Genomic DNA, 25,158 nt, shown 5'->3' with positions numbered 1-25,158 from the left:
GCCGTCCGCCGCCCGGCGGACGGCTGACGGGGTGCGCTGAGCAGCCGTCAGAGGGTCACCACGGGCACGCCCTCCGGGCGGCCGGCGAGCAGCGCCGCGATGTGGTCCGCGCAGCGGATCGCCGCCGTGGCCATCGCGCTCCTGGTCATCCCGGCGAGATGCGGGGTCAGCAGGGCGTTCGGCAGGCCGAAGAGCGGCGAGGCGAAGGCGGCGTGCTCGTGCTCGAAGGTGTCGACGGCGGCCGCGGCGAGCGGGTGCGCCGGGTCGGCCAGCGCGTCCGCCAGGGCCTGCTCGTCGACGATCCCGCCCCGGGCGGTGTTCAGCAGGACCGACCCCGGCCGCATCAGCGCCAGCTCCGCCCGGCCGATCGTCCCCCGGGTCAGCGGGGTCAGCGGCAGGTGCAGGGAGACCACGTCAGCGGTCGCCAGCAGGGCCCTGAGGGAATCCGCCCGTGGCACCGGAGCCCCGGCCGGGCCCCGGGAGTGGCCCAGGACCGTCATGCCCAGGGCCGTCGCCCGCTCGGCCAGGGCCAGGCCGACCCGGCCCAACCCGACGATGCCCAAGGTCAGTTCCGACAGCTCCCGCGCGGGGGCGGCCGGCGCGCTCCAGCGGCCCCGGTGCGCGGCCTCGTTGTGCGCCGGGAGGTTCCGGAGCAAGGCGAGCAGCTGGGCCAGGGCGAACTCGGCGACCGCGTTCGCGTTGGAGCCCGGCGTGTGGGTGACGGCAACGCCGTGGCGGGCGGCGGCGGCCAGCTCGACATGGTCGGTGCCGGCACCGGCCCGGCCGACCACCCGCAGCGGGTGGGCCAGGTCGGGATCGGTCGCCGCCGCGAGGAAGGCCGCCCGCAGCGGGACGCCCGCGCGGGACTTCACCGCGTGATGACCGGTCCCGCCCCGGACGGTCTCGGCGATCAGCGCCGGCTCGTCGAACCCGTCGAAATCGGTGAAGTCCACCCGGCCGGCCCAGGCGGCCCGGGCCCCCGCCCGGTCGGCCACCCGCCGAAGGTTCAGCGTGACGGCCAGCCCGTGGCCGAGCAGGCGTTCCAGCTCCCGGTCGAGCAGCTCGCCGGGAGCCGCGTCCACCAACAGGATCCGCGCCTTCGCCACCTGATCCCCCTTCCGCGGTCCCTGGACCCTACTGCGCTCGGGGGAACCGGCCGCGAGGAGCGCCCGGGCCGTCGAGGACGTCCGCCGGCAGGCCGGCATCCCTGGCGTGATCGCCGGACTCTGGATGCCCGGCAGGGGGAGCTACGTCCGTGCCACCGGTGTCGCCGACACCGTCACCGGCGAGCCGATGACCACCGACCTCTTCATGCGGATCGGCAGCGAGACCAAGACCTTGACGGTCACCGCGCTGCTCAGGCTCGTCGACGACCGCCGGATCGGGCTGGACGACCCGATCCCCGACTACGTCGACGGCGTGCCCGGCGGCGAGGGCATCACGCTGCGTCAGCTCGCCGGGATGCGCAGCGGCCTCTTCCCCTACAGCTCCGACCCGGACTTCGTCCAGGCGCTGGAGGGCGACCCGAGTCGCACCTTCACCCGCAGGAGCTGCTCACCTACGGCTTCCGGCACGGGAACACCTCCGCGCCGGGTGCGGTGTTCCAGTACGGTACCGCCGCGGTAGCGGGCGGCCCGGCGGTACGGCGACCCACCGGGGACGGGGCCGGCCCCGCGCGCCCCCGGACGCCCGCCGCCGGCGAGGCCTACGATGCGGCGCATGGACATCGTGATCCCGCTCTTCGACCGCTTCGAGCCGCTCGACGCGATCGGACCGTACGAGGTCCTGGCCCACGTGCCTGGCGCCACCGTGCGCTTCGTCGCGCCGGAACCCGGCCGGGTGCAGGACGTGCTGGGCGCGCTGCCGGTGCACGTCCCGACCAGGTACTCCGAGGTGGAGCGCTGCGACGTCCTGCTGGTCCCCGGCGGGGCGGGCTCCCGGACGGTGGCGAGCGACCCCGATTTCCTCGACTGGGTCCGCCGCGTTCACGCCGGGACCCGCTTCACCACCTCGGTCTGCACCGGAGCCCTGGTGCTCGCGGCGGCCGGCCTGCTGAACGGCCTGACCGCCACCACCCACTGGGGCGCGGTCGCCGAACTGGAGTCGTACGGCGCCGTCTACACCCCCGAACGGGTCGTCCGTCATGACCGGATCATCACCTCGGCCGGGGTGTCCTCGGGCATCGACATGGCGATCCGGCTGGCCGCCCTGCTCAGCGACCGGACCACCGCGCAGGCGATCCAGCTCTACACCGAGTACGACCCGCAGCCCCCGTTCGACACCGGCTCGGTGGCCAAGGCCCCGGCCGAGGTGCTCGAAAAGGCCCGCGCCCTGGCCCGGGGCGTGCCCCGGCCCGGCTTCCCACCGGCCGGCGCGCCGGGGTAGGCCACTCGGCCTCCGGCCGCCGCCTGCCCGCTTCCCGAACCACTCCTACCGCTCGGCCTGCTCGGCCTGCTCGCCGTCGCGTCATCTGACCACCGGGGGCGCGCAGTTCAGCCCACGGAGCCGGGATTCACTGCCGTGCTCCCCTTCCCCAGACGCCGACGGCCCCGGCGGCAGCTGTCGGCGCACGCGTGACGGCCCGAGGCCGTACGCCTCCTCCAAGTGCGCCACGACGCCCTCGGCATCGCGGACGACGGCTTTCAGCTCCGCTTCGACCGCCGTACCCGGTCAGCCGAGCTGCCCGGTCGGCCGCATGGTGATCTGGTTGATGTCCACGCCCGCAGGCTGGTTGAGCGCGAAGGCGATCGTGGCCGCGATCTGCTCGGGGGTCATCGCCTCCTCAGGGGTGCCGCCGCGCTCGGCCCAGAACGCGGTGTCCACCACTCCGGGAGCGACGACGGTCACGCCGACTCCGTCCTTGCCGACCAGCAGCCTGGTGTTCTCGGCCAGCGCGTGCGCGGCCCACTTGGTGACCGAGTACAGGTTGCCGGGCGTGTTGCGCACCCCGGCGACGGACCCGATGATCACGATCCGGCCCTTGGACGCCCTCAACTGCGGCAGGGTCTCGCGCACCAGCAGGGCCGGGCCCAGAACGTTGGTGAGGACCATGGCGCGCATGTCCTCGGGGGCATGGCTCTCCAGGTTGCCGGGCAGCGAGAAACCGGCGTTGGCAATGACGTTGTCCAGTCGGCCCCACGCCTGAACCACGCGGCGCACGGCGGTGGCGACGTCCTCCGCCTCGGCGGCGTCGCCTGTGATCGTGAGCAGCCGCTCACCGGCTCCGGCCGAAGCGGCGAAGGCGGCCAGCTTGCCCGCGTCACGTCCGGTGACCGCCACCCGGTGGCCCTGCTTGAGGAGGGTGCGGGCGGTGGCGGCACCGATTCCGGTCGATCCACCAGTGATCAGCGTGACGGGCTCCATGCAACGGCCTCCTCGGCGACGTGGTCGTCAGATTCCCAAAACGCCTGCACTATACGTGGGATGACCTGCTGCCAGGGTTGTCACGCCGTGCCGCGGCCCAGGCCGCTCGACCGCCGCCGGTGCGAGCTCCCACGGGTACGTGCTCCGGCCGCTCTCCTGCGCAGACGCGGAGTCCGGCACGTCGTCCCGGAGAGAAGGCCGACCGAGCACGAACTGCACGGCCGGCTCCGACACGCTGACCGTCTGGGGAAGCGGTCCTGCCCCCTTCTGCCCCCTTCTGTCCCGTGCGGCACGGGCAGCGGCTGAGCCTGGTCCTTGGCGGCCGGCGCGGCGCCGGCGCCCGGCGTACTGCTTCCCCGCCTCGTGCCTGGAGCCGGTGGTCTCATGAGACACGTCTCAGCCTGGAGAACCCGGCGAGGCGTGCCAGAGCCGGCCCGGGCCGGCGCCCGGGCGGCGGCGGGCCGGGCGCCCGTTCTCGGGGTCCTGGCTGTCGGCGTCGCCCGGCGGGGTGGCGGCGAGGACGGCACGGACGGCGGCGGTGCCGCCGCTCGCGTGGGCGTCGGCGATGTCCTGCAGGTTCCAGGCGTGGGTGCCGATGACGGTGACCGACCTGCCCCGGCGCGAGACGGTGCCCCGGCCCAGGATCAGGAAGTGGTGGAACAGCGGGTGGGCGGCCTGGGCGTGGGTGTCGTCGAAGTAGGTGAGGTCGACCTGCCCACCTTCCGAGCCGTCGTCCAGCGAGACGAAGATCGTACGGCGGCCGGAGCGCATCGGCGGGGTCTGGATGGCGACCTTCGCCCCGGCCACCAGGACGGTCTCCCCCGCCGTCCGCTCCCCCAGCTGGTGGGAGGGGGTGACACCGAGTTCGGCGAGCAGCGGGTGGAAGGGCTGCATCAGGTGGCGGGAGGCGTCCATGCCGATGACCTCCAGTTCGGCCTGCAGTTCCTCGTCCGGGGTCATCGCGGGCAGGCCGGTGCTGCCGGCCGCCGGCGCGGCGGGCGGGGCGAGGACGAGTTGGGCGGGGATCTGGGCGGTGCGGTGCTGGCGGTGCAGTTCGTCGATCTGGAGCAGGAGTTCGCGGCGGTGGGCGCCGGGGGCGAGGGCGTCCAGGGCGCCGATGCGGACCAGGCGGTCGGCGACCGGCTGGCTGGGGCGGGCCCGGGCCCAGAAGTCGGGGATGTCGGTGTAGGGGCGCTCCGCGGCGATCCGGGCGGCCTCCTCGTCGGTGATGCCGCGGACGTCGGCGAGCGGGATGCGCAGGCCCAGGCGGCCGTCGGGGAGCTGTTCGGTGCGGTAGTCGGTACCGGAGTGCTGGACGTCGACGGGCAGCACCGGTACACCGCGCCGGCGCGCGTCCGCGAGGACGAGACGCTTGGGGTACATGCCGGGGTCGTGCTCCAGCAGCCCGGCGTAGAACGGCGCCGGGTAGTGGGCCTTCAGCCAGGCACTTTGCAGGGTGGGCAGGGCGAACGCCACCCCGTGCGAGCGGGCGAAGCCGTAGGCGCCCATGTTCTTGAGCATCGTCCAGACCCGGTCGATCACCTCGGGCCGGCGGCCGGCCGAAGCACTGGCCCTGCGGTACCAGGACTCCAGGGCCGCGATCCGCTCCGGCTTGGCGAGCGCGCGGCGGGCCTCCTCGCCCATCGCCAGGTCGGAGCGGGTCATGGTCGCGAAGACCCCGGCCACCTGCTCGTTGAAGATGACCACCCCGTACGTGCTGCGCAGCCACGGCTCCAGGTCGGGGTGCGGGTAGCTGACCGGCTTCTTCCCGTGCCGGCCGAGCAGGAACGGTTTGATCATGTCGGCCTGGACCGGGCCGGGCCGGAACAGGCTGATCTCGGCGACCAGGTCCTCGAAGGTCTCCGGCTGCAGGCGGCCGAGCAGGTCCTTCTGCCCCGGCGATTCGAGCTGGAAGACGCCGAGGCTCTCGCCCTCGCGGAGCAGCCGGTAGGCCTCGGGGTCGGTGAGGGGCACCTGGGTGCGGTCGTCGAGGTCGATCCTGCGGCCGGTGGTGCGTTCGATCTCCTGGACGGCGTAGGCCATGGAGGACTGCATCCGGACCCCGAGGACGTCGAGTTTGAGCAGGCCCAGGTCCTCGACGTCCTCCTTGTCGAACTGGGAGGCAGGGAAGCCCTCGCCGGCCGTGGGGAAGACGGGGGTGCGCCGCAGGAGGGTGTCGTCGGAGAGGATGACGCCGCAGGGGTGCATGGCGGTGCCGCGGGGCAGCGCGTCCAGGCCCTCGACGAGGTCCCAGAGCCGGCCGTAGCGGTGGGCGTGCTCGGCGAGCTGCCGCAGCTCGGGGAGTTCGGCGAGGGCGGTCTTCGCGGAGCGGGCGGTGAGGTGCGGGAAGGCCTTCGCCAGGGTTCCGGTCTCGTCGGGCGGCAGGCCGAGCGCGAGACCGGCGTCGCGGATCGCCCAGCGGACCCGGTAGGTCTCGGGCATGGAGAGGGTGCAGACCCGGTCGGTGCCGAACCGCTCCATGATCCGCCGGTAGACGTCCAGGCGCCGGGCCGATTCGACGTCGATGTCGATGTCCGGCAGCGACTTGCGGCGCAGGTTCAGGAACCGCTCCATGATCAGTTCGTGGTCCAGCGGGTTGGCGAACGAGATGCCGAGCAGGTGGACGACCAGCGAGCCGGCGCCCGAACCGCGGGCCTGCACCCGGATGCCCATCTCCTTCACGTCGTCGACGACCTGGGCGACGGTCAGGAAGTAGGTCGGCCAGCCGAGGGTCTGGATCACCCGCAGCTCCTCCTCCAGGCGGCCGCGCATGGTGGCGGAGCGGTCGTAGCCGTGGCGGACCATCGCCGCCTCGCACCGCTGCCGCAGCGTGCGGGCCGAGGTGCCCGGCGCCGCGCCGATCACGTGTTCCTCCGGGAAGTGCACCCGGCCGATGCCGAGGTCGGACTCCGGGTCGAGGCGGCAGTCGCCGGCGGTGCGCTCGGTGGTGGCGAGCAGGTGGGCCGCGCCGCCGTTCTCCTGGCCGGCCGCCCGGGCGACCTCCTCCGCCAGGGCGGCCATCTCGGGCTTGTCCTTCAGCGAACGCTCGCCGTTGCAGGTCCGCCCGGCCCGGACGGGGACGAGCAGCCGGGCGGCGTCCAGCACGTCCGCGACCGGCGCCTGCGCGCGGTCGGCGTAGCGGACGGCGTTGGTGAGGACGGCGAGCAGGTCGAGGTCGGCGGCCAGGCCGACGGTGCGGGCGGCGAGGCGCAGCGAGCCCGGTCCGGTGCCGGTGCGGCGGTGGTGGACGGCCTCCAGGCGCAGGTGCGGGCCGTAGGCCTCGCGCCAGGGGGCGAGGAGTTCGGTGGCCCGGTCGGGGCGGCCGGCGGCGAGGGCCCGGACGGGTTCGGAGGCGGGGCCGAGCAGGGCGGTGAGGCCTTCGGTGTGCTGCCGCAGCGCGGCCCAGGGGACGATCGGCTGGCCGCCGCCGGCCTCGGCGCGGGCGGCCCAGGCGGCGGTGATCAGCGCGCACAGGTTGGCCCAGCCGGCGCGGTCGCGGGCCAGCAGGGTGATCCGCGGGGCGGACTCGTCGACGAACGCTCCCCCGCGCGCCGGGGTCCTGCGACGGGCGGGCGTCGCGGTGGAGGGCGGCTCCAGCAGGGGGACGGCGAGGTCCGCGCCGAACACCGGCCGCACCCCGGCCCGGAGGCAGGCCTTGGCGAAGCGCACCGCCCCGGCGACGGTGTCGCGGTCGGTCAGTGCCAGCGCGTCCATCCGCTGCTCGGCGGCCCGCTCGACCAGCCGGTCGGGCAGGGAGGCCCCGTAGCGGACGGAGTACCCCGAGGCGACGTGCAGATGCGTGAACAACGGTGGTCGCCTCCCAGCTCCACGACCCCCATGCCCTGATCTCCGGTGCCCCCACCTGACACCCACCCTAGAGCCTGTTCGAACATTTGAGCTAATAGAAATCGGTCGAACGTCCCCGCTTTCACCTGCAAGGACGCACCGCGCCGATGCGAACACCTTCGGTGACCCTCGCGCCCGGGGCACCGAGGCGGCCGGACGGGGGCGGTGACGCATGGGGTGCATGAGGCGAGTGGGGTGGATCGGCCGCATGGGAGGCCGGGCGCGGGCCGGGCGCGGGCCGGGCGCGGGCCGGGCGCGGGCCGGGCGCGGGCCGGGCGCGGGCCGGGCGCGGGCCGGGCGCGGGCCGGGCGCGGGCCGGGCGCGGGCCGGGCGCGGGCCGGGCGCGGGCCGGGCGCGGGCCGGGCGCGGGCCGGGCGCGGGCCGGGCGCGGGCCGGGCGCGGGCCGGGCGCGGGCCGGGCGCGGGCCGGGCGCGGGCCGGGCGCGGGCCGGGCGCGGGAGCAGCCGCGGCCACCGGGGACGGCCGCCCAGGGCCGTCCAGGGCCGGGCCCGACGGGCGGAGGCCGATTTCCCGCCCTCGTCCTTCGGCGACATGGCCTCAGAAGTGCTGCCTGCGGAGTGCGTTGAGATGGATGGTCACGCGGTAGGCCGTCGGCACCGGGCGCCGACGGGCGGCCCGGGCGCGAGGCGCGGCCCGGGCGGCGAGAAGCCCGGGCGCCGACGGGCCCGGGCGACGACGGGCCCGGGCCAGTCGAGCCGGCCCGGGCCCGCCTCGTACCGGGTCAGCCGGCCGCGAGCAGTCCGACCGTGTCGATCACGCGGTTCGAGAAGCCCCACTCGTTGTCGTACCAGGCGACGACCTTGACGTGACGGCCCTCGACCCGGGTCAGGGCCGAGTCGAAGATCGACGAGGCCGGGTTGCCGGTGATGTCGGAGGAGACCAGCGGGTCCTCCGAGTACTCCAGGATGCCGGCCAGCGGGCCCTCCGCCGCCGCGCGGTAGGCCGCCAGCACCTCGGCCCGGGTCACCTCGCGGGCCACCGTGGTGTTGAGCTCGACGATCGATCCCACCGGTACCGGCACCCGGATCGAGTCGCCCGACAGCTTGCCGTCGAGGCCCGGCAGCACCAGGCCGATCGCCTTGGCGGCGCCGGTCGTGGTGGGCACGATGTTGACGGCGGCGGCACGGGCCCGGCGCGGGTCGCGGTGCGGACCGTCCTGCAGGTTCTGCTCCTGGGTGTAGGCGTGCACGGTGGTCATGAACCCGTGCTCGATGCCGGCGAGGTCGTCGAGCACCGAGGCCAGCGGCGCGAGCGCGTTGGTGGTGCAGGAGGCGTTCGACACGATGGTGTGCAGGGCGGGGTCGTAGGCACGGGTGTTCACACCGTAGGCGAGCGTGACGTCCGCACCGTCCGAGGGCGCGCAGACCAGCACCTTCCGCGCCCCCGCGGTGAGGTGGGCGCCGGCGGCCGAGGCCGAGGTGAAGCGGCCGGTCGCCTCCAGCACGATGTCGACCTCGAGTTCGGCCCACGGCAGCTGCGCCGGCTCCCGCTCGGCGAGCACCTTGATGCGGCGTCCGTCGACGACGAGGGTGTCCCCGTCGACGGTCACCGGGCGGCCCAGCCGGCCGGCCGTGGTGTCGTAGGCGAGCAGCCGGGCAAGGGTGGCGGGCTCGGAGAGGTCGTTGACGGCGACCACGTCGAGCTTGCTGTCGCGCTCCAGCAGGGCACGCAGCACATTGCGCCCGATGCGGCCGAATCCGTTGATAGCGATACGAGTCATGAGTGGTGTCCCTTCCACCGATCACCAGATCTGTCGACACCAGACTCGCGCGCGGCGCCCGCCCGTGGCAGCGGCGTGAGTGCCACGGTTCGCAAGGATCGCGCCAACCGCGGATGCGCCCTCCGAGGACCGCGCCAGGCGATCCGGGACGGGACGGAACAGGGCGGGACGGGACGGGGTGCCCGGGCGCGGAGGGCCCCGGGCCCCGGCGGCGCGCTACTCGCCCTGGGCGAAGGTGCGCCGGTACTCGCTCGGCGTGGTGCCGAGGATGCTCTGGAAGTGCAGCCGGAGGTTGGCGCCGGTGCCGAGGCCCGTGTCGGCGGCGATCTGCTCGACGCCCCGCTCCGAGCGCTCCAGCAGCTCCCGGGCCATGTCGACGCGGGCGCGCATGACCCACTGCATCGGCGTGTAGCCGGTGTCCTCGACGAAGCGCCGCGAGAAGGTGCGCGGCGACACCGCCGCGTGCCGGGCGAGCATCTCCAGCGTCAGGGGCTCGCCCAGCCGGTGCAACGCCCACTCCCGGGTGGCGGCGAACCGCTCGCCGACCGGCTCCGGCACACTGCGCGGCACGTACTGCGCCTGACCGCCGCTCCGATAGGGGGCGGCGACCAGCCGCCGGGCCGCGTGGTTGGAGGCGGCCACGCCGAGGTCGCCGCGCAGGACGTGCAGGCACAGGTCGATGCCCGAAGCGGCGCCGGCCGAGGTCAGCACGCTGCCTTCGTCGACGAAGAGGACGTTCTCGTCGACGCGGACCAGCGGGTACCTCGCGGCGAGCGCCCGGGTGTAGTGCCAGTGCGTGGTCGCGCGCCTGCCGTCGAGCAGACCGGTGGCGGCCAGCGCGAACGCACCCGTGGAGATCGCCGCGAGCCGCGCGCCCCGGTCGTGGGCGGCCACCAGCGCGTCGAGCACGGCCGGCGAGGGGGCTTCGCGGTCGGGGAGCCGGTAGCCGGGGACGAAGACGATGTCCGCCCAGCCGAGCGCGTCGAGACCGTGGGCCACGTGGTACGACAGGCCGTCACCACCGGCCACCAGCCCCGGCGCGGCACCGCAGACCCGTACCTCGTACGGCATGCTCGCCCGGGTGGTGAACACCTGCGCGGGGATGCCGACGTCGAGCGGCTTGGCGCCGTCGAGCACCAGGACGGCTACGCGGTTCAGGCGGGAGGCGGGCACGGGGACAGGGTACGGAACGCGGCCCGGGGACCGCTGGTCCGGGCGGCGTCCGGAGCGGCGTACCCGCGTGGCGCGTGGTGCGTGTGGTGTGTGCGGCGCGTGCCCGGCCGGACGCGCACCCGGCCGAGGGCGATTGCTCGGCCCCAAGGGCTACGGCGCCGTCCAGGTCGCGCCGCCCGCCGACTGGATCAAACCGAGCGGCGCCCACCCCTGGTGGGAGGTCTACCAGCCGGTATCGTACGGCCTCGACAGCCTCGGCAGCCGGGCCCCGGCCTCGGCCGTCCCGCTCTCCTCCGCGAACTACCCGAACCGGACCGGCTCGGTGACCCTGCCCGCCGACACCGCGTTCGAGTACGAGTACGTCGTCAAGGACGCCCCGGGGAAGGTCACCTGGGAGTCCGGCGCCAACCGCACCGCGAACAGCGGCTCCGCCGGGTCGCTCAGCCTGAACGAGAGCTGGAAGCAGCGTTCCGGACCCCGGAGCCGGGCGGCCCTGCCCAGGGCCGCCCGGCTCCGCCGTCGTGGCGGCGGGGCGGCGGAGCGGCGGAGCGGCGGGGCGGCGGGGCGGCGAGGCGGCGAGGCCATCCGGGGCTGCGGGGCCATCCGGGTGACACGACGCGCGACCGGTCGTGCCGCCGGTCGTGTGGCCGGAATCCGACCCGCTAACTAAGGTATGCCTCAGCTTGCAAGGGGGGTGGCCCTCGCCCCGCACGACGCCCGCGTGGGGGCCCTGTTCCGGTCGAGGGAGCCCCATGCCTGCCGCCTGCCGCAGCCGCCCGCTGGTGCCCGTCGGCGCCCTGGTCGCCGCCACCGCCGCGTCGGTCCTGGCAGGCTGTTCGAGTTCCGGGGGCGGCTCGCCGGGTTCCGGGACGACGCTGCGGGTGGACGCCTCCGACACCGCCTGCCGGGTGTCGGTGAACACGCTGGCCGCCGGGCCGGTGAGCATCGCCGTCAGCAACACCGGCTCGAAGGTCACCGAGGTGTACGTCTACGCACCGGGGAACCGGATCTTCACCGAGCGGGAGAACATCGGCCCCGGCACCAGGGCGACCGTCACCACCGAGCTCGAGCCCGGCTCCTACGAGATCGCCTGCAAGCCCGGCATGACCGGGGACGGCATCCGACAGAAGATCACCGTGACCGGTGGCGACGCGAGCGCCACCGTCGCCGCGGGCCGCCGGCCGGGCGCCGCGGTCGCGACCTACCGCGGCCACGTCCAGCACCAGGCGGACGCCACCCTCCCGGTGGTCCAGCAGTTCGCCGCGGCGGTGAAGACCGGCGACCTCGCGCGGGCGCAGGCACTGTTCGCGCCGTCCCAGGTCGGCCGGGACCGCACGGAACCGGTCGCCGAGAGCCACCGCCTCTCCTCGGACGACGCCCTCGACGAGTGCATCCGGCACGTCGGCTCCGCCCCCTTCGCCTGCCGGCCCGGGCTCCGCGGGCCGGGCGACTCGTGGGGTCGCTCCCTGCTCGAGTAGGGCTGTCCCCGACCGGACCACCATCCGAGGAGAACGCGTGTTCGCCAACTACCTGATCGGCCTCCGCGAAGGCCTCGAAGCGAGCCTGATCGTCTGCATCCTGATCGCCTACCTGGTCAGGACCGACCGGCGGGACAAGCTCCTGCCGGTGTGGGCCGGGATCACGGCCGCGGTCGTCCTCAGCATGGCCTTCGGGGCGCTGCTCCAGTACGGCTCCGCCCAACTGAGCTTCGAGGCCCAGGAGGCGCTGGGCGGGACCTTGTCGATCGCCGCAGTCTGCCTGGTGACCTGGATGGTCTTCTGGATGCGCCGCACGGCCCGCCACCTCAGGTCCGAACTGCACGGCAAGCTGGACGAGGCCATCGCCCTGGGCACCGTCGCCCTGGTCACCACCGCCTTCCTGGCCGTCGGACGGGAAGGGCTGGAGACGGCCCTGTTCATCTGGAGCGCCGTCCAGGCCACCGGGGACGGCGTCCGCCCGCTGATCGGCGCCGCGCTCGGCCTGCTGACCGCCGCCCTGCTCGGCTGGCTGTTCTACCGGGGAGCCCTGCGGATCAACCTCGCCAAGTTCTTCACCTGGACCGGCGCCCTGCTGATCGTCGTCGCGGCCGGCGTGCTCGCCTACGGCGTGCACGACCTCCAGGAGGCCGGCTGGCTGCCCGGCCTGGACAACCTGGCCTTCGACATCAGCGGCACCGTCCCGAAGGACAGCTGGTACGGAACCCTGCTCAAGGGCGTCCTGAACTTCCAGCCCGACCCCACCGTGCTGCAGGTCGTCGTCTGGGTGGCGTACCTCGTCCCGACGCTCTACTTCTTCCTGCGGCGGCCCGCGGCCAGGCCCGCCGGCCCGGTGGCCGGCGCCAAGGGCGGCGCCGGCACGGACACGGACACCGGGCCGGGCACGGGCACCGACCACCGCCGGCAGTCCTGACCCACCGTCCCGCGGCCACCCGTCCGGCCCACGGTGGCCGCCCGGAGCGACCTGCGCTGCAATGGTGAAGGGCCCTCCGCACCGGCCGTCCGGCCCCGGCACCGGCGAACGGAGACCCGCCGTGCGAGGGGACGCCGAGGTCCTGGACTTCCTCGACGGGCGGACGAGGAGGAGCACATCGACTACCCCGACACCCGGTCGGCACTGCTGGAACAGCTCGGCGCACCGCTGGACGCGGCCCGGCTGATCGAGCAGCCGTCCTCCTGACCGCCCGGATCACCCCGCCGTCCCGCGGGCGGGCCCGCCGTCATCGCGTCCACAGCAAGGCGATCCATGCTCGAACTGCGCCATCTGCACGTGCTGCGCGCGATCGCCCGCGAGGGCTCGCTCGCCGGGGCCGCCCGGGCGCTGCGGCACAGCCAGCCCACCGTCACGCACCATCTCGGCACCCTGGAGGCGCACTTCCGGACCAAGCTGGTCGAGCGGGGGCCGCGCGGCGCCGTCCTCACCGAGGCCGGGGAGGCGCTGCTGACGCACGCCGAGGCCGTGCTGGCCCGGATCGCGCTGGCCGAGCGGGAGGTCCGCGGCCTGGTCGAAGAGGGGTCGGTCGCGCTGCGGGTCGGCACCTTCCCGACCGCGGGGGCACTGCTGCTGCCGCCGGCCGTCCGGCGGGTGCACGGGCACGGGGTGCGGGTGTCGCTGACCGAGGGCGAGCCGCCCGAGCTGCTGGCCGGGCTGCGCAGCCGGGAGCTCCACCTGGCCCTGGTGTTCTCGCAGCCCGGCGACCGGCTCGGGCTGGACGAGGACTTCGTGGTCCATCCGCTGATGGAGGACCCGCTGCTGCTCGTCCTGCCCGCCGGCCACCCGCAGGCCGGGGTGGACCGCGTCCCGCTGGCCGCGCTGCGTGACGAGGCCTGGATCGTCGGCACCACCGACGCCGACCCGTGCGACCGGCTGCTCGGCCGGGCCTGCGCGCGGGAGGGGTTCGAGCCGGTGCACGCGCTGCGCACCGACGACTACGGCGTGATGCAGGGCTTCGTCGCGGCCGGCATCGGGGTGGCGCTGGTCCCCCGTCTCGGCCTCGGCCGGCCCCGGGAGGACATCGTGGTGCGCGAGCTGGTGGGCCTGGTGCTGGCCCGCCAGATCGGGGTGGCGATGCCCAGGTCAGGGGTGTCGCCCGCGGCGCTGGACCTGCTCGCCGCACTCCGCCGGCAGGCGCAGGTGCTGGCCGGACCGGTCTGACCCGTCCCGGTGGCCCCGGCGGGCTGCCGCACCCGCACCCGCGCCGGCGCCACGCCCACGCCCACGCCCACGCCCGCACCCGCACCCGCGCCCTGCTGCGGCTACTCCCCCTCGTCGACCACCCGCAGGGTGCTGACGGCGAGGTCGGCCGCGCCCCGGACGTGGCCGCCCGGGGTCGCCGCGGTCCGCCGGAAGAAGTCGACCAGCTCCTGGGTGATCACCTCGCCCGGGAGGACGTTGGGGATGCCCGGCGGGTAGGCGGCCAGGGTGTCGGCCGACACCCGGCCGACCGCCCGGGCGGCGGGCACCACCGTGCTCCGCGCGAGGAACGCCGCCCGGGCCGTGGACCGGACCGGACCGGGGGCCGGCAGCGGGATCCGGACGGGTGCGGCCTGCGCGCCCGGCGGCGCGGGCAGCGCGTGCAGGGCCTCGGTGAAGCGCTTCGGGTCCGGTGCCGCGCCGGCGCCGACCACCGCGACGATCGCGGAGTCGGTGGCGACCTCGACCATGATCCGGTGCTCGTTCAGCAGGCGGCGCCTGGCCTCGTGGCCGGAGACTCCGCCGGCCCGGGTGTCGACCGCCACCCGCAGCGGATCGGCGGCCACGATGTCGGCGAACCGGCCGAAGCCGTCGCTGACGACGCCGAACCGGCCCCCCGCCCGGACGGCGGCGCGCATCGCGTCGGCGGCGGCGAGGGAGGTGCCGATCGCCTCCCGCCCGGTCACCAGGGTGCGGCGGGCGAGGTCGAGCGAGGCCAGCAACAGGGCGCTCGCGCTGGTCGACTGGGTCAGGTGGAAGATCCGCCGGAGCTGCGGTTCCAGCACGTCGGCGTACGGTCCCTCGCCCAGGTGCAGCATCGCCGACTGGGTCAGGCTGCCGCCCAGCTTGTGGGTGCTGGAGACCACCACGTCGGCGCCGCGGGCGAGGGCGCCGCCGGGCAGGCCCGGGTGGAAGCCGAAGTGCGCGCCCCAGGCCTCGTCCACGAACAGCGGCACGCCGGCCCGGTGCGCGACCTCCGCCAGGGCCCGGACGTCCGCCACCGCGCCGAAGTAACTGGGCGTCACCACGTAGGCGGCCGCCGCGCCGGGGTTGACGGAGAGCGCCGCCGCGAGGGCCGCCGGGGTGACGCCGTGGGCGATCCCGAGGTCCAGGTCCACGGAGGGGTGGACGAAGGCGGCTCGCAGCCCGGAGAGCACCAGCCCGTCGATCACGCTGGAGTGCACGCTGCGCTGCACCACGAGCGTGTCGCCGAGGGCCCGGGCCGCCAGCACGGCCATCCGGTTGCCCTGCGACGCGCCGTTGGTGAGGAACCAGGTGCGGCGCGCGCCCCAGGCCTCGGCGGCGAGGCCCAGCGACTGGTCCAGCGGACTGCCGGCGCCCAGGTCGATCCCCTCCAGCAGCGGCGGTACGTCCAGCCGCAGCGGGGCGTCGCCGAACAGCCCGGCCAGATCGGTCGACCCGCCGGTGCCGGCCGCGTGGCCGGGGACGTTGAGGCGTTGCCAGTCCTGGCCGGCGGTGCGAAGGACGGCGTCCGCGTAGGGCGCGGCGTGCTGGGGGGACACGGTGCCGACGAGGCCACCACTGCCGGGCGTGCCGCCCGGGGGGGGTGGGGACGGGGGCGAGTGCGGGGATTCGGGAAGGGCTCACCCTTGGAGGCTCGCAGCGGGCGGGGTGCTCGCGGAATGCCGCAGTTCTCTGGCAGGGTCCAGCTTTCTTCTATACCCCCGCTTCCCCACCTCCGTGCTCTGTGCCCCCCGATCCCCGCCCCAGCCGCGGAGAGCCACGCGTGCCGGCGATCTCGGCGCCGGCCCACCCGCCTCCGGTTGAGCCTGCGGCGAGGGGAACGAGTTCGGCCGAACCGGTGGCCAGGGGAACACGTTCCTGCTACCGATGAGGAACGGGCCCTGAGGGCCGTGCTTTGACGCTCTGTCGGCCACAGCGCGCGAACAAGGGGGAGGACGTGTCGCCAGGATGGAGGATCACGCTGCTGACCGTCGCCGGCGCGGCGATCGTGTCGACGCCGTTGGTCTGGCTGCTCGACGGTGCGGACACCGGCCAGCTGGTCGGTGCCTCGGTCCAGGGGGCCGCCGGGATCACCGCCCTGGCCTGGGCCTGGTTCCGGCCGTCGGTGACCGGACCGACGGTGACCGGACCGACGGTGACCGGACCGACGGATGTGGCCGCCGGCACGGGAAAGGCGAAGGCCACCTCCGGCGGCAGGGCGGTCTCCGGCGTGCGGCGCCCCGGCGGCGCGGGAACCGGCTCCGCCCGGGCGGAGCGGACCGGGGACGCGTCCGCGGACGGCTCCGACAGCAGTGCCACCACCGGCATCGACCACGGCTGACCCCGGCCGACCCCGGCTCCACCGGCCCGTTGGAAGGGGGACGGCCGCGATGACGCGCTGGCGCAGACGCCCGCCGGACCCCGGCCCGGAGCGCGCCCCCGGCGCCGGGGACGACGGCGACGGACCCGGGACCGGCGTGCCGGGGGTGACCGTCACGGAGAGCGGGCGGGCCACGGCCCGCGATGCCGGCACCTCGGTGACCGGCCACCGCGGACCGGCCCGCGCAGCCGGTTCGGTGGAGGTGTCCCGTACGGCGCCCGCGACCGCCTCGGCAGGCGCCGTCGCCAACAGCGGATACCTGGCGGTCGGCGGCCTCACCGTGGTCCAGCAGGCTGCGCCCCGGCCGGCCGCCGGCCGGCCGCACCAGGTCGGTGTGATTCCGCACCGGGCCCTGTCCTTCCAGCACCGCGCCGCGGTCCAGCGGCTGCGGGCCGCGTTGGACGGCTCCGCGGTGCCGTCCCAGGTACTGACCGGCACCGGCGGGGTGGGCAAGACCCAGCTGGCCGCCGACTACGCCCGCACCGCCTGGGAGCGCGGCGAGGTGGACGTACTGGTGTGGATCACCGCGAACAACCGGTCGGCGACCGTGGCCGGATACGCGCAGGCCGCCACCGAGATCCTCGGTACCGATCCGGGCGACCCCGGGCAGGCCGCGAAGGCGTTCCTGGCCTGGCTGGAACCCAAGGCCGCTTCGAGGCCCTGCCGATGGCTGGTGGTCCTGGACGATGTCGCCGACCCGGCCGACCTGCGTGGCCTGTGGCCGCCGGCCCACCCGCACGGCCGCACCCTGACCACCACCCGGCGCCGCGACGCGGCCCTGACCGGCGCGGGCCGTCGCCTCCTGCCCGTGGAGCTGTTCACCCCCGACGAGGCCCACGCCTACCTCACCCGCGTGCTGGCCGCGCACGGCCGTCGCGAGGCCGGCGACCAGCTGCAGGGTCTCGCCGCCGACCTCGGCCGGCTACCGCTGGCCCTGTCCCAGTCCGCCGCCTACCTCGTCGACGCCGGACTCGACTGCGGTGCCTACCGCCGTCTGCTGGCCCGCAGAGCGAAGAAGCTGGCCCACCTGCTGCCCGAACCCGACGCGCTGCCGGACGATCAGTCCACCACCGTGGCCGCCGCATGGTCGCTGTCCGTCGACCGCGCCGACCGGCTCCACCCGGCCGGACTGGCCCGACCGATGCTGCAGCTCACCGCGATGCTCGACCCCAACGGCATCCCCTCGGCCGTCCTGACGAGCGCCCCCGTCCTCGCCCACCTCACCCGGCACCGCGCCCGGATCAGCAGGGGATCGGCCCCGGTCACGGCCGACGACGCGGTCCAGGCGCTGCGCGCCCTGCACCGCCTGAACCTGATCGACCACGATCCCCGGGACGCGCGTCCGGCGGTGCGCGTCCACCGGCTCGTCCAACGAGCCACCCGCGAGGCCCTCACCCCCGACGAGCACGACCGGCTGACCCGCACCGCAGCCGACGCCCTGCTGGACGCGTGGCCCGAGATCGAACGCGACACCGCGCCGGCCCAGGCTCTGCGGGCCAACACCGCCGCCCTGGCCGGCCAGAACCAGGACGCCCTCTACCGATCCGGCGCCCACCCGGTGCTGTTCCGTGCCGACCGCAGTCTGGGAGGATCCGGCCAGGCGGTGGCCGCCCGCGACCATGCCCAGCGTCTGGCGGCCGAAACCCGCCTGCGGCTGGGTCCGGAGCACGCCGACTCCTTGACCGCCCGGTACCACCTGGCCGTCTGGCGCGGGGCCGCGGGGGACGCCGCGGGGGCCGTCGTCGCACTCGGTGGGCTGGTCGAGGACCAGCACCGGGTGCTGGGCCCGGACCACCGGGACACCCTGGCCACCCGGTACAACCTCGCCCACTGGCGAGGAGAGTCGGGGGACTTCGCGGGCGCCGTCGACGACGCCGCGAAGGTGCTCCAGGACCAGATCCGGCTGCTGGGCCCGGACCACCCGGACACCCTGGCTGGCCGGTGCAACCTCGCCCACTGGCGAGGAGCCGCAGGGGACCCGTCGGCGGCCGCCGCCGCACTCGCCGGGATCGTCGAGGACCAGATCCGGCTGCTGGGCCCCGACCACCCGGACACCCTGACCGGCCGGCACCGGCTCTCCCGGTGGCTGGCGGCCTCGGGGGACGCCGGCGGCGCCGCCACCGCCCTCACCGAACTGCTCGCCGACCGGATCCGGGTGCTCGGCCCCGACCACGTCGAGACCCTCGCCACCGAGAAGGACCTGGCCGAGCCGGCGCCTCGCCGGCCGGGCGCGCAGTACGGTCCTGTCATGGCAGCAAGAATCGACCTGACCCTCGACTGCACGGACGCACAGCTCCTCGCCGAGTTCTGGAGGACTGCGCTGGGCTATGTCGACGAACCACCGCCGGCTCCCTTCCGGACGCGGGAGGAGTGGCTCGCGCAGTTCGACCTGCCGGCGGACGAGTCCGCCGACGACGGTGCCTGGCTCTGCGACCCCGGAGGTGACGGCCCCAGGCTCTCCATCCTCAAGGTCCCGGAGCCCAAGAGGGCGAAGAACCGGCTGCATCTCGACATCCGGGTGCCCGGGCACGGCAGCACCGACGAGCGGTGGGCGCGGGTCAGGGCGGAGGCCGACCGGCTGGTGCGGGCGGGCGGGACCGTCCTGGAGGAGTTCACCGGACACCACGTGGTGATGGCCGACCCGGAGGGCAACGAGTTCTGCGTCGCCGCGGCCCCGGCCTGAACCGGCACGGCGGACGTGTCCGGGCAGCGGCGCTGCGGCCCGGACACGTCCCCCGTTCCCCCTGGAGCAGGGCGCGGCCCGGCCGCGACGAGGAGAAGCGACCGGGCCGGGAAGCAGGGCGCAGCAACGCCCGCCCTCGGACGGTAGCCGGGCCGGCGGGCGGATCCCCGGGACGCGCCGGGATCCGGACGGGATCTCACCCGTCGGCCGGAACGGCGGGGGGTGCTGGCCCGCACCGGCCGGCGCCGGGTCACCGCCTGCGACCCCGCCGGCGGTTCCCGCAGGCAGCCGGATCCGCGGACCCGGTCCCGGCCGCCCCCGCCGGCCACTACCGGTCAGCCGACGCCGATCCCCCAGCCTGCGTCGCTGACGACCGTCCAGTCGCTGCCCGACTGGCTGGTCGGAATGGTGGCCGTGCCGTAGATGACGGCGCCGTTCGTGGGGCAGCCGACGCCCTTGTACCCGTAGATCGACACCGAGCCCCTCCACCAGTAGCCGCTGATGTAGTTGTCGTGGACCGGCGTGCTCTGGCAGACCCCGACGTAGGAGCCGTAGTTGTTGTAGCCCCAGATCCTGATCGAGTCCGCGATGCCGAGGCTGTCGCGGAAGACGATCTGCTGTCCGTTGCTGCCGGCGCTGGCCGGGCCGGCCGCCCCGACCAGGCTGCCGGCCACGACGGTGAGTATCGCGGCGGCGCCGGCCAGCTTCCTGCTGAGCTTCGCGGCCGACCGCCGGGCAGGATGGATCGGGTGGGACATCCGGGACTCCTCGGATCAATTGGATCAGGACGGGCGGACGGAAGCCCGCCCACTCTCCACATGCTCCGGAGCCACCGAACCGTTGCCTTTGATGCGCAACGGAAATGACATGACGTCAGTCCGGCGCTCCCGCCTCCGCCCGGCATACCGGCGACAATCCGGCGTCCCGAAGGTAGGGTCCACGATTCATGACCGAGACCAGCCGGGAACGGCTCCGCGCCACGTTCACCGAAGATGCCGAGCTCTACGACCGGGCCCGCCCCGGCTACCCGAACCGGATGTACGAGGACCTCTCCGGCCTCGTGACGCTCGGCCCGGAGTGCCGGATCCTGGAGCTGGGGTGCGGCACCGGCCAGGCGACCGTCCCGCTGGCGGCGACCGGCTCCCGACTCACCGCCGTCGAACTCGGCCCCGAGATGGCGGGGGTGGCTCGGCGGAACCTGACGCCGTATCCGCGCGCGCAGGTCGTGGTCGGTGCCTTCGAGGACTGGCCGCTGCCGCCGGACCCCTTCGACCTGGTGTTCGCGGCGACGTCCTTCCACTGGATCGATCCCGCGGTACGGGCGGCCAGGGCGGCCGACGCGCTGCGGCCCCGCGGCCTCCTGGCCGTCGTCTCCACCCGTCACGTCAAGGGCGGCAGTGAGGAGTTCTTCGCCGACGTCCAGCCGCTCTACGAGCACTTCGATCCGGCGACGCCGCCCGGCCTGCGGCTGTCCCCGGCGGCGGACATCGCCCCGGACGACGCCGAACTGGCCGGCTCGGGGCGCTTCGGTCCGGTGGAGGTCCGGCGCTACGAGTGGGACCTGACCTACTCCAGCCGGGAGTACCTGGACGTGCTGCGCACCTACTCGGGGCACCGGGCCCTGCCCGCGCCGGCCCGCACCGGGCTGCTGGCGGGCATCGCCGACCTCATCGACCACCGCTACGGCGGCAGCATCACCAAGCGCTACCTGACGGAACTGATGACCGCCGAGCGTCTCGCCTGACATCGCAGGGCCGGCCCTGCTCCCACGGCCCGACCGGCGGGGAAAACCCACGGGGATCGAGAGGTGCCTTCCCCGGCCCCGGCAACGACGACGCCGGGGTGCCGTAACGGCGCCCCGGCGCGAAGTCGAGGGCGAGGAAAGCGAAGGGACTAACGTTGGAGGTGTGAGAAGGAAGCCCCTTCATGGCCTCGCCGGGTCCTACGGTAGCAGTCAGCCGGGGATCAGGTCGCGGAGATTCTCCGGAGTGACGACCACGGAGCCCGGGGGCAGACCCGCCGGCCGCTCCAACCCGATGTAGGTGACCGGGCCGTCCGGAACGGACGCGCCGTCCCAGCGGGTGACGACGGTGCCGGCGCCGGCCATCAGGTCCGCGAGATGGCGGACCGTCAGGTACTCCCGCTCGACGATGCCGCGCAGCAGCGTGGCGACCGACACCCGGTTCCCCTCGACCCGGTTGGAGCTGGGGCTGCCCTTCAGGTGGAGGTGCAGCCACTTCGCCCGCCAGCCGCCGTCCGGGCCGCGCAGGAACGCCAGCGGCAGAGCCACCCGGCCCTGTCCGCGCAGCTCCGACTTCATCCGGACGGTGCGCGCCTCGAAGGGACGCCCCTGCTGGTCGCCGTCGCGCAGCATGAACCCGAAGAAGGACTCCTCGACCTCCTCGAAGCCCTCGCCCGAGAAGATGTTGACCTGGGGGACGATGAAGTCGCCGCGGACGGCCCCCAGGCGCAGGTTGATGAACTCCGAGGCTCCCTCGGGCGCGTCGGTGATGTCCCCCGAGTGCTCGCCCTCGACCTGGGTGAGCGCGGTGTAGGACAGCCAGCCGAGCGTCCCGTACGAGGCGTCCAGGAGCAGCGCGGACAGGTCGAAGTCGGTGGTGCGGGCGGCCTGCTTCCAGTGGACGAAGAAGCGGAGCAGGTCCCCCTCCACCGGTGAGAGGGAACCGCGGGGCAGCACCCCGAGGCCGGCGGCCGTCGCTTTGCCGCTGAGCGGCAGCGCCACGTCGAGGACGTCGGGGTCGATCAGCAGGTGCCCCGGCGCCGGGAGGCGGCGGCGCGTCTCGGCGTCCAGGGCGGTGATCAGGCGCTTGCGCTCGTCCGGCGGCACGGCCGGTCGGGTGTCGGATGCGACCCAGGCGCGGCCGAGCCGGTTGACGAAGACGCGGGTCCCGCCGGGTTCGTCGGTGCGGTTGTGGAGGTGCTCGCGGACGGACAGCAGCACCCGGCCGGCCACCTGCGGGGCGGCCTGCTCGGCCGCGGCCAGCACGGCGTCGCGCTCGTCCTGGCCCGGGCAGGCGCGCAGCAGGCGGTCCAGCGCGCGGAACAGCTTGCCCGGGGCGCCCGCCAGCAGCCTGGTCGCCCCGGTGACGTCGCCGGCGCCGAGCAGTTCCTCGACCCGGCTGTCGAAGGTGCGGGCCTGCGACTCGCCGCGGGCGACGGCGAAGACCTCGGCGGCGTGCGGCCAGCGCGGGTACTCGTGCGGGTGGAGCCGCTCGCCGAGGCGCTTGAAGGCCTCACGGTGCGCGGTGACGTCGGCGAGCTTGGCCGGCGCGGCGGCCACCACCGCGTCGAGCCCGGCGAGCAGGGCGCGGCGGACGGGGCGGGACAGCGACCGGAACCGGGTCCGCTCCAGCAGGGTGACATCGCCGTCGGACAGGGCGCAGGCCAGCCGCAGCACGTCGGTGACGGTGTCCAGCAGGAGGTCCGCGCCGGTGTCCAGGCGGGCCAGGTTGACGAGCGCGCGGTTCTCCCGGATCGGGATCGCCTCGGGCTGGGGACCGCTCGCACAGTGCTCCGCGAGCACCCGCAGGTCGCGCAGGTGCTCCTCACCGAGCGGGGTGGTGCTGCCCGCCAGGGCCAGGTAGAGGGCGGTGACCTCCTCCTCCGGCGGGCCGCCCGGGTGCAGGACCGTCAGACGGTCGCCCGCGGCGGCGATCAGCTCGTCGTGCGCGGCGAGCAGTTCGGCGTAGGTGTGCCGGTAGTTGCCGTACGCCGGGAGGGTCAGCAGGTCGAGCACGCCGGTGCGCAGCTGGTCGGCGGTGCTCGCGCGGGACGCGTCGTCGGCGAGCGCCTCGGTGACGCAGTGCGTCCAGAAGTCGAAGGTGTCCGGGACGTTGGCCGGGAAGTCGACGAAGTAGGCGTTGTGCGCGACGTGGTCGCCGACGATCTCGCGGACGGTGGCCAGGGTGCGCGTGGCGGTGTCCCTGACCGTGTCCTCGTCGAGTTCCGCGAGTTGCTCCAGCAGGTCGGCCGAGAGCTTGAAGCCGACGGACATCAGCGCGGCGTCGAACTGCCGTGCCGCGGTGGCTCCCTGACCGACCGCCCCGGTGGTTCCGGCGCGGGCGGCTGGTCCGGCGGGGGCAGCCGGGCCGGCGGGGGCGGGGACGCGGCGGGTGTGCCGGACGACCATGGATTCGAGACGCTGGAGCATCCGGTGATGATCCCAGACCCCGCCGGCCCGGCGCATGCGGGTTTCGCAGCCCGGCCGGCACCGGGCCGGCGCGGGCTCCTCCGCCGGGAGGGCTGTCCTGCTACTCGGGGCCGGTTGCGTCCGCCACCGTGACTGCCGCGGCCGCGGTCGCAGTGCGGAGCGTGCGGCGGACGGCGGCGCGGAGCCAGCGGTGGGCTCCGTCGGCCGTGTTCCGGGGGTGCCAGGCCATCCCGATGGTCAGTGGTGGCAGGTCCAGCGGGATGTCGAGGAGCCGCAGTCCGAGGGCGCCGGCGTCGTGGGTGAGGGGTGAGGGGGCGGCGCCGGGGAGTGCGGCGGGCACCAGGCAGACGACGTCGGTGCGGGCGGCGAGGGTCATCGCGGCCAGGTGGCTGGGGAGGACGACGCCGACCCGCCGGTGCAGGCCCTGCGCGGCGAGGGCGGTGTCGAGGGGGCCGGTGAACCGGCCCCGGCGGCTGACCGCGACGTGCTCGGCGGCGGCGAGCCGGGCCGGGGTCAGCGGCCCCTCGGTGAGCGGATGGCCGGGGCGGACGGCCGCCACCATGCGGAGGCCGACCAGCTCCTCGACCCGGGTCTCCGGGTCCACGTGGTCGATGGACCCGATCTCCAGGTCGATCCGGCCGTCGCGCAGGGCGGGGCCGGCCTCCAACTCCTCGGCCCGGATCCGGAACGAGACGCCCGACGCCTCCCGCCGGGCCAGTCGCAGCAGTCCGGGGGCCAGTGCCGCGCCGACCAGGTCGGCGGCCTGGAGGGTGAAGGTGCTGCTGAGGCCGGCGGGGTCGACGCTCGCGCCGGGGCTGAGCAGCGCTCCGAGGCTGCGTACCACCGCGGCGGCCTCCTCGCGCAGGGCCTGGGCGCGCGGGGTGGGCACCATCGCCTGCCCGGCCCGGACCAGCAGGGGGTCCTGGAGGACGCGGCGCAGGCGGGCGAGGGTGCGGCTCATGGCGGCGGGCGAGGTGTGCAGCCGTGCGGCGGCGCGGGTCACGCTGTGCTCCGTCAGCAGAGCGTCCAGCGCGATGGCGAGATTGGCGTCGATGACCGGATCAGGGCTGCTCACCAGCATCATTCCATTTCAGTCAATGATTCCGTGCTGAAGTTCCCATTGTGGCATCGCGGAGGTCCTCAGCAGGATGAGGGACGTACCGAACCGGCACGACCCAAGAGGTTTTCATGATCGTCATCACTGCTCCCACCGGGAACATCGGCCGCCACCTGCTCGCCCTGCTGCTGGAATCCGCCCCCGCCGCGGGCGAGGAACTGCGCGTGATCGTGCGGGATCCCGCCCGGCTGCCGGACACGGCGCGCGGCCGCGTCGAGGTGGTCACCGGCTCGCACGGCGACGCCGAGGTCCTCGACCGGGCCTTCGAGGGTGCGGACGCCGTCTTCTGGCTCGTCCCCCCGGACTCCTCCCTCGCCCCGCAGGACGCCTGGACCGGTTTCACCCGTCCCGCCGTCCGGGCGCTCGCCGCCCACGGCGTCGGGCACGTCGTCGGCGTCTCCGCGCTCGGCCGCGGCACCCCGCTCGCCGCCCGGGCCGGCCTCGTCACCGCCTCCCTCGCCATGGACGACCTCATCGCCGGCGCGGGCGTGGCCTACCGGGCCCTCGCCAACCCGTCCTTCTTCGAGAACCTCCTGGAGGAGGCCGACTCGATCCGCGAGCAGGGCCTCTTCACCGACGTCGTCGACCCCGACCGCAAGGCCCCCTTCGTCGCGGTCGCCGACATCGCGGCCGCCGCCGCCCGCCTGCTGCTGGACCGCTCGTGGACCGGCGCCGCCGACGTCCCGGTCCTCGGGCCGCGGGACCTCTCCCCCAACGAATCGGCCCGCATCATGACCGAACAGCTCGGCCGTCCCGTCCGCTACGAACGCCGGCCGCTCGACGAGATGTACAGCACCCTCGTCGGCTACGGCCTCAACGCGGAATTCGTCCAGGGCATCGTCGACATGAAGCGGGCCAAGGACGAAGGCCTCGACGCCGGCGTCGCCCGCACCCCGGAGACCGGGTCGCCGACCGGCTTCGAGCAGTGGTGCGCCCGGACTCTCAAGCCCGCCGTCCTCTCCTGAAACCCCGCACGCGGCACCCGGCCGCCCAGGAGCACTGTCCCGGTCCACCACTGCCCCAGTTCGGAG

Annotated in this window: 18 protein-coding genes and 2 pseudogenes; 11 read left to right on the top strand and 9 right to left on the bottom strand. The window is 74.9% G+C overall.

Going from position 1 to position 25,158, the window contains the following annotated elements; translation table 11 throughout:
• Positions 1 to 47: 47 nt before the first annotated feature.
• Positions 48 to 1,106: an NAD(P)-dependent oxidoreductase gene (locus J2S46_RS37695; RefSeq protein ID WP_191291598.1), complete on the bottom strand. Its 1,059-nt coding sequence runs from the start codon at positions 1,104 to 1,106 to the stop codon at positions 48 to 50.
• 49 nt (positions 1,107 to 1,155) lie between these two features.
• On the opposite strand from J2S46_RS37695, the pseudogene J2S46_RS37690 reads away from it, so the two are divergent.
• Positions 1,156 to 1,619: pseudogene (locus J2S46_RS37690) on the top strand (serine hydrolase domain-containing protein); the annotation flags it as partial.
• Between the two features lie 100 nt (positions 1,620 to 1,719).
• Positions 1,720 to 2,385, top strand: coding sequence for a DJ-1/PfpI family protein (locus J2S46_RS37685; RefSeq protein ID WP_191291599.1), 666 nt, complete (start codon positions 1,720 to 1,722; stop codon positions 2,383 to 2,385).
• Positions 2,386 to 2,670: 285 nt separating this feature from the next.
• On the opposite strand, the gene J2S46_RS37680 is transcribed toward J2S46_RS37685, so the two are convergent.
• The 4 genes from J2S46_RS37680 to J2S46_RS37665 form a co-directional block, all read right to left on the bottom strand.
• Positions 2,671 to 3,363 carry an SDR family oxidoreductase gene (locus tag J2S46_RS37680; protein ID WP_191291600.1) on the bottom strand — a complete coding sequence of 231 codons (693 nt, stop codon included), beginning with the start codon at positions 3,361 to 3,363 and terminating at the stop codon, positions 2,671 to 2,673.
• 396 nt (positions 3,364 to 3,759) lie between these two features.
• Positions 3,760 to 7,419, bottom strand: a complete 3,660-nt coding sequence (locus J2S46_RS37675; protein ID WP_370882288.1) for a DNA polymerase III subunit alpha — start codon at positions 7,417 to 7,419, stop codon at positions 3,760 to 3,762.
• Between the two features lie 531 nt (positions 7,420 to 7,950).
• Positions 7,951 to 8,949, bottom strand: coding sequence for a type I glyceraldehyde-3-phosphate dehydrogenase (gene gap, locus J2S46_RS37670; protein ID WP_191291602.1), 999 nt, complete (start codon positions 8,947 to 8,949; stop codon positions 7,951 to 7,953).
• Positions 8,950 to 9,165: 216 nt separating this feature from the next.
• Complete coding sequence (locus tag J2S46_RS37665; protein WP_191291603.1) at positions 9,166 to 10,122, bottom strand: GlxA family transcriptional regulator; 957 nt, start codon at positions 10,120 to 10,122, stop codon at positions 9,166 to 9,168.
• Positions 10,123 to 10,255: 133 nt separating this feature from the next.
• On the opposite strand from J2S46_RS37665, the gene J2S46_RS37660 reads away from it, so the two are divergent.
• The 4 genes from J2S46_RS37660 (at position 10,256) to J2S46_RS37640 (ending at position 13,773) form a co-directional block, all read left to right on the top strand.
• Positions 10,256 to 10,792, top strand: coding sequence for a carbohydrate-binding module family 20 domain-containing protein (locus J2S46_RS37660; RefSeq protein WP_229912953.1), 537 nt, complete (start codon positions 10,256 to 10,258; stop codon positions 10,790 to 10,792).
• An 82-nt stretch (positions 10,793 to 10,874) separates the two neighbouring features.
• Positions 10,875 to 11,600, top strand: coding sequence for a cupredoxin domain-containing protein (locus tag J2S46_RS37655; RefSeq protein WP_191291605.1), 726 nt, complete (start codon positions 10,875 to 10,877; stop codon positions 11,598 to 11,600).
• 37 nt (positions 11,601 to 11,637) lie between these two features.
• Positions 11,638 to 12,531: an iron uptake transporter permease EfeU gene (efeU, locus tag J2S46_RS37650; protein ID WP_191291606.1), complete on the top strand. Its 894-nt coding sequence runs from the start codon at positions 11,638 to 11,640 to the stop codon at positions 12,529 to 12,531.
• Positions 12,532 to 12,864: 333 nt separating this feature from the next.
• Positions 12,865 to 13,773 carry a LysR family transcriptional regulator gene (locus tag J2S46_RS37640; protein ID WP_191291608.1) on the top strand — a complete coding sequence of 303 codons (909 nt, stop codon included), beginning with the start codon at positions 12,865 to 12,867 and terminating at the stop codon, positions 13,771 to 13,773.
• A 101-nt stretch (positions 13,774 to 13,874) separates the two neighbouring features.
• Here the strand turns inward: J2S46_RS37640 and J2S46_RS37635 are convergent, their stop codons facing one another.
• Positions 13,875 to 15,335, bottom strand: a complete 1,461-nt coding sequence (locus tag J2S46_RS37635) for an aminotransferase class I/II-fold pyridoxal phosphate-dependent enzyme (RefSeq protein WP_191291609.1) — start codon at positions 15,333 to 15,335, stop codon at positions 13,875 to 13,877.
• A 398-nt stretch (positions 15,336 to 15,733) separates the two neighbouring features.
• Here J2S46_RS37635 and J2S46_RS37630 point away from each other — a divergent pair, with 398 nt between their 5' ends.
• The 3 genes and pseudogenes from J2S46_RS37630 to J2S46_RS37620 all read left to right on the top strand — a co-directional run bounded on the left by J2S46_RS37630 (position 15,734) and on the right by J2S46_RS37620 (position 18,839).
• Positions 15,734 to 16,117 carry a hypothetical protein gene (locus tag J2S46_RS37630; RefSeq protein WP_191291610.1) on the top strand — a complete coding sequence of 128 codons (384 nt, stop codon included), beginning with the start codon at positions 15,734 to 15,736 and terminating at the stop codon, positions 16,115 to 16,117.
• A gap of 49 nt (positions 16,118 to 16,166) precedes the next feature.
• Positions 16,167 to 18,320 (top strand): annotated as a pseudogene (locus J2S46_RS37625) (tetratricopeptide repeat protein); the annotation flags it as partial.
• 84 nt (positions 18,321 to 18,404) lie between these two features.
• Positions 18,405 to 18,839, top strand: coding sequence for a VOC family protein (locus J2S46_RS37620; RefSeq protein WP_191291639.1), 435 nt, complete (start codon positions 18,405 to 18,407; stop codon positions 18,837 to 18,839).
• Between the two features lie 335 nt (positions 18,840 to 19,174).
• Here the strand turns inward: J2S46_RS37620 and J2S46_RS37615 are convergent, their stop codons facing one another.
• The gene (locus J2S46_RS37615; protein WP_191291611.1) at positions 19,175 to 19,597 is read right to left on the bottom strand and encodes a hypothetical protein; all 423 of its coding nucleotides are present in this window, start codon (positions 19,595 to 19,597) and stop codon (positions 19,175 to 19,177) included.
• A 188-nt stretch (positions 19,598 to 19,785) separates the two neighbouring features.
• Between J2S46_RS37615 and J2S46_RS37610 the strand changes: the two genes are divergently transcribed.
• On the top strand, positions 19,786 to 20,583 hold the full coding sequence (locus J2S46_RS37610; RefSeq protein ID WP_191291612.1) for a class I SAM-dependent methyltransferase: 798 nt from the start codon (positions 19,786 to 19,788) through the stop codon (positions 20,581 to 20,583).
• Between the two features lie 210 nt (positions 20,584 to 20,793).
• On the opposite strand, the gene J2S46_RS37605 is transcribed toward J2S46_RS37610, so the two are convergent.
• Positions 20,794 to 23,010 carry a TerD family protein gene (locus tag J2S46_RS37605; RefSeq protein ID WP_191291613.1) on the bottom strand — a complete coding sequence of 739 codons (2,217 nt, stop codon included), beginning with the start codon at positions 23,008 to 23,010 and terminating at the stop codon, positions 20,794 to 20,796.
• Between the two features lie 100 nt (positions 23,011 to 23,110).
• Complete coding sequence (locus J2S46_RS37600; protein WP_191291614.1) at positions 23,111 to 24,094, bottom strand: LysR family transcriptional regulator; 984 nt, start codon at positions 24,092 to 24,094, stop codon at positions 23,111 to 23,113.
• A 104-nt stretch (positions 24,095 to 24,198) separates the two neighbouring features.
• Here J2S46_RS37600 and J2S46_RS37595 point away from each other — a divergent pair, with 104 nt between their 5' ends.
• The gene (locus tag J2S46_RS37595; RefSeq protein ID WP_191291615.1) at positions 24,199 to 25,092 is read left to right on the top strand and encodes an NAD(P)H-binding protein; all 894 of its coding nucleotides are present in this window, start codon (positions 24,199 to 24,201) and stop codon (positions 25,090 to 25,092) included.
• The last annotated feature ends 66 nt before the right edge of the window (positions 25,093 to 25,158 follow it).

Source organism: Kitasatospora herbaricolor (genome assembly GCF_030813695.1).
Taxonomy (GTDB): Bacteria; Actinomycetota; Actinomycetes; order Streptomycetales; family Streptomycetaceae; genus Kitasatospora; species Kitasatospora herbaricolor.
Note: the sequence above shows the minus strand (reverse complement) of the source record. Positions and strands in the feature narration are given on the sequence as shown.

What these genes read in the sequence shown, in the direction of transcription:
- J2S46_RS37675 (WP_370882288.1), bottom strand. Translation starts at nt 7,419, where the DNA reads ATGCGGCCGATCCACCCCACTCGCCTCATGCACCCCATGCGTCACCGC.
- J2S46_RS37605 (WP_191291613.1), bottom strand. Translation starts at nt 23,010, where the DNA reads ATGCTCCAGCGTCTCGAATCCATGGTCGTCCGGCACACCCGCCGCGTC.
- J2S46_RS37620 (WP_191291639.1), top strand. Translation starts at nt 18,405, where the DNA reads ATGGCAGCAAGAATCGACCTGACCCTCGACTGCACGGACGCACAGCTC.
- J2S46_RS37640 (WP_191291608.1), top strand. Translation starts at nt 12,865, where the DNA reads ATGCTCGAACTGCGCCATCTGCACGTGCTGCGCGCGATCGCCCGCGAG.
- J2S46_RS37680 (WP_191291600.1), bottom strand. Translation starts at nt 3,363, where the DNA reads ATGGAGCCCGTCACGCTGATCACTGGTGGATCGACCGGAATCGGTGCC.
- J2S46_RS37600 (WP_191291614.1), bottom strand. Translation starts at nt 24,094, where the DNA reads ATGATGCTGGTGAGCAGCCCTGATCCGGTCATCGACGCCAATCTCGCC.
- J2S46_RS37595 (WP_191291615.1), top strand. Translation starts at nt 24,199, where the DNA reads ATGATCGTCATCACTGCTCCCACCGGGAACATCGGCCGCCACCTGCTC.
- J2S46_RS37655 (WP_191291605.1), top strand. Translation starts at nt 10,875, where the DNA reads ATGCCTGCCGCCTGCCGCAGCCGCCCGCTGGTGCCCGTCGGCGCCCTG.
- J2S46_RS37610 (WP_191291612.1), top strand. Translation starts at nt 19,786, where the DNA reads ATGACCGAGACCAGCCGGGAACGGCTCCGCGCCACGTTCACCGAAGAT.
- J2S46_RS37685 (WP_191291599.1), top strand. Translation starts at nt 1,720, where the DNA reads ATGGACATCGTGATCCCGCTCTTCGACCGCTTCGAGCCGCTCGACGCG.
- J2S46_RS37615 (WP_191291611.1), bottom strand. Translation starts at nt 19,597, where the DNA reads ATGTCCCACCCGATCCATCCTGCCCGGCGGTCGGCCGCGAAGCTCAGC.
- gap (WP_191291602.1), bottom strand. Translation starts at nt 8,949, where the DNA reads ATGACTCGTATCGCTATCAACGGATTCGGCCGCATCGGGCGCAATGTG.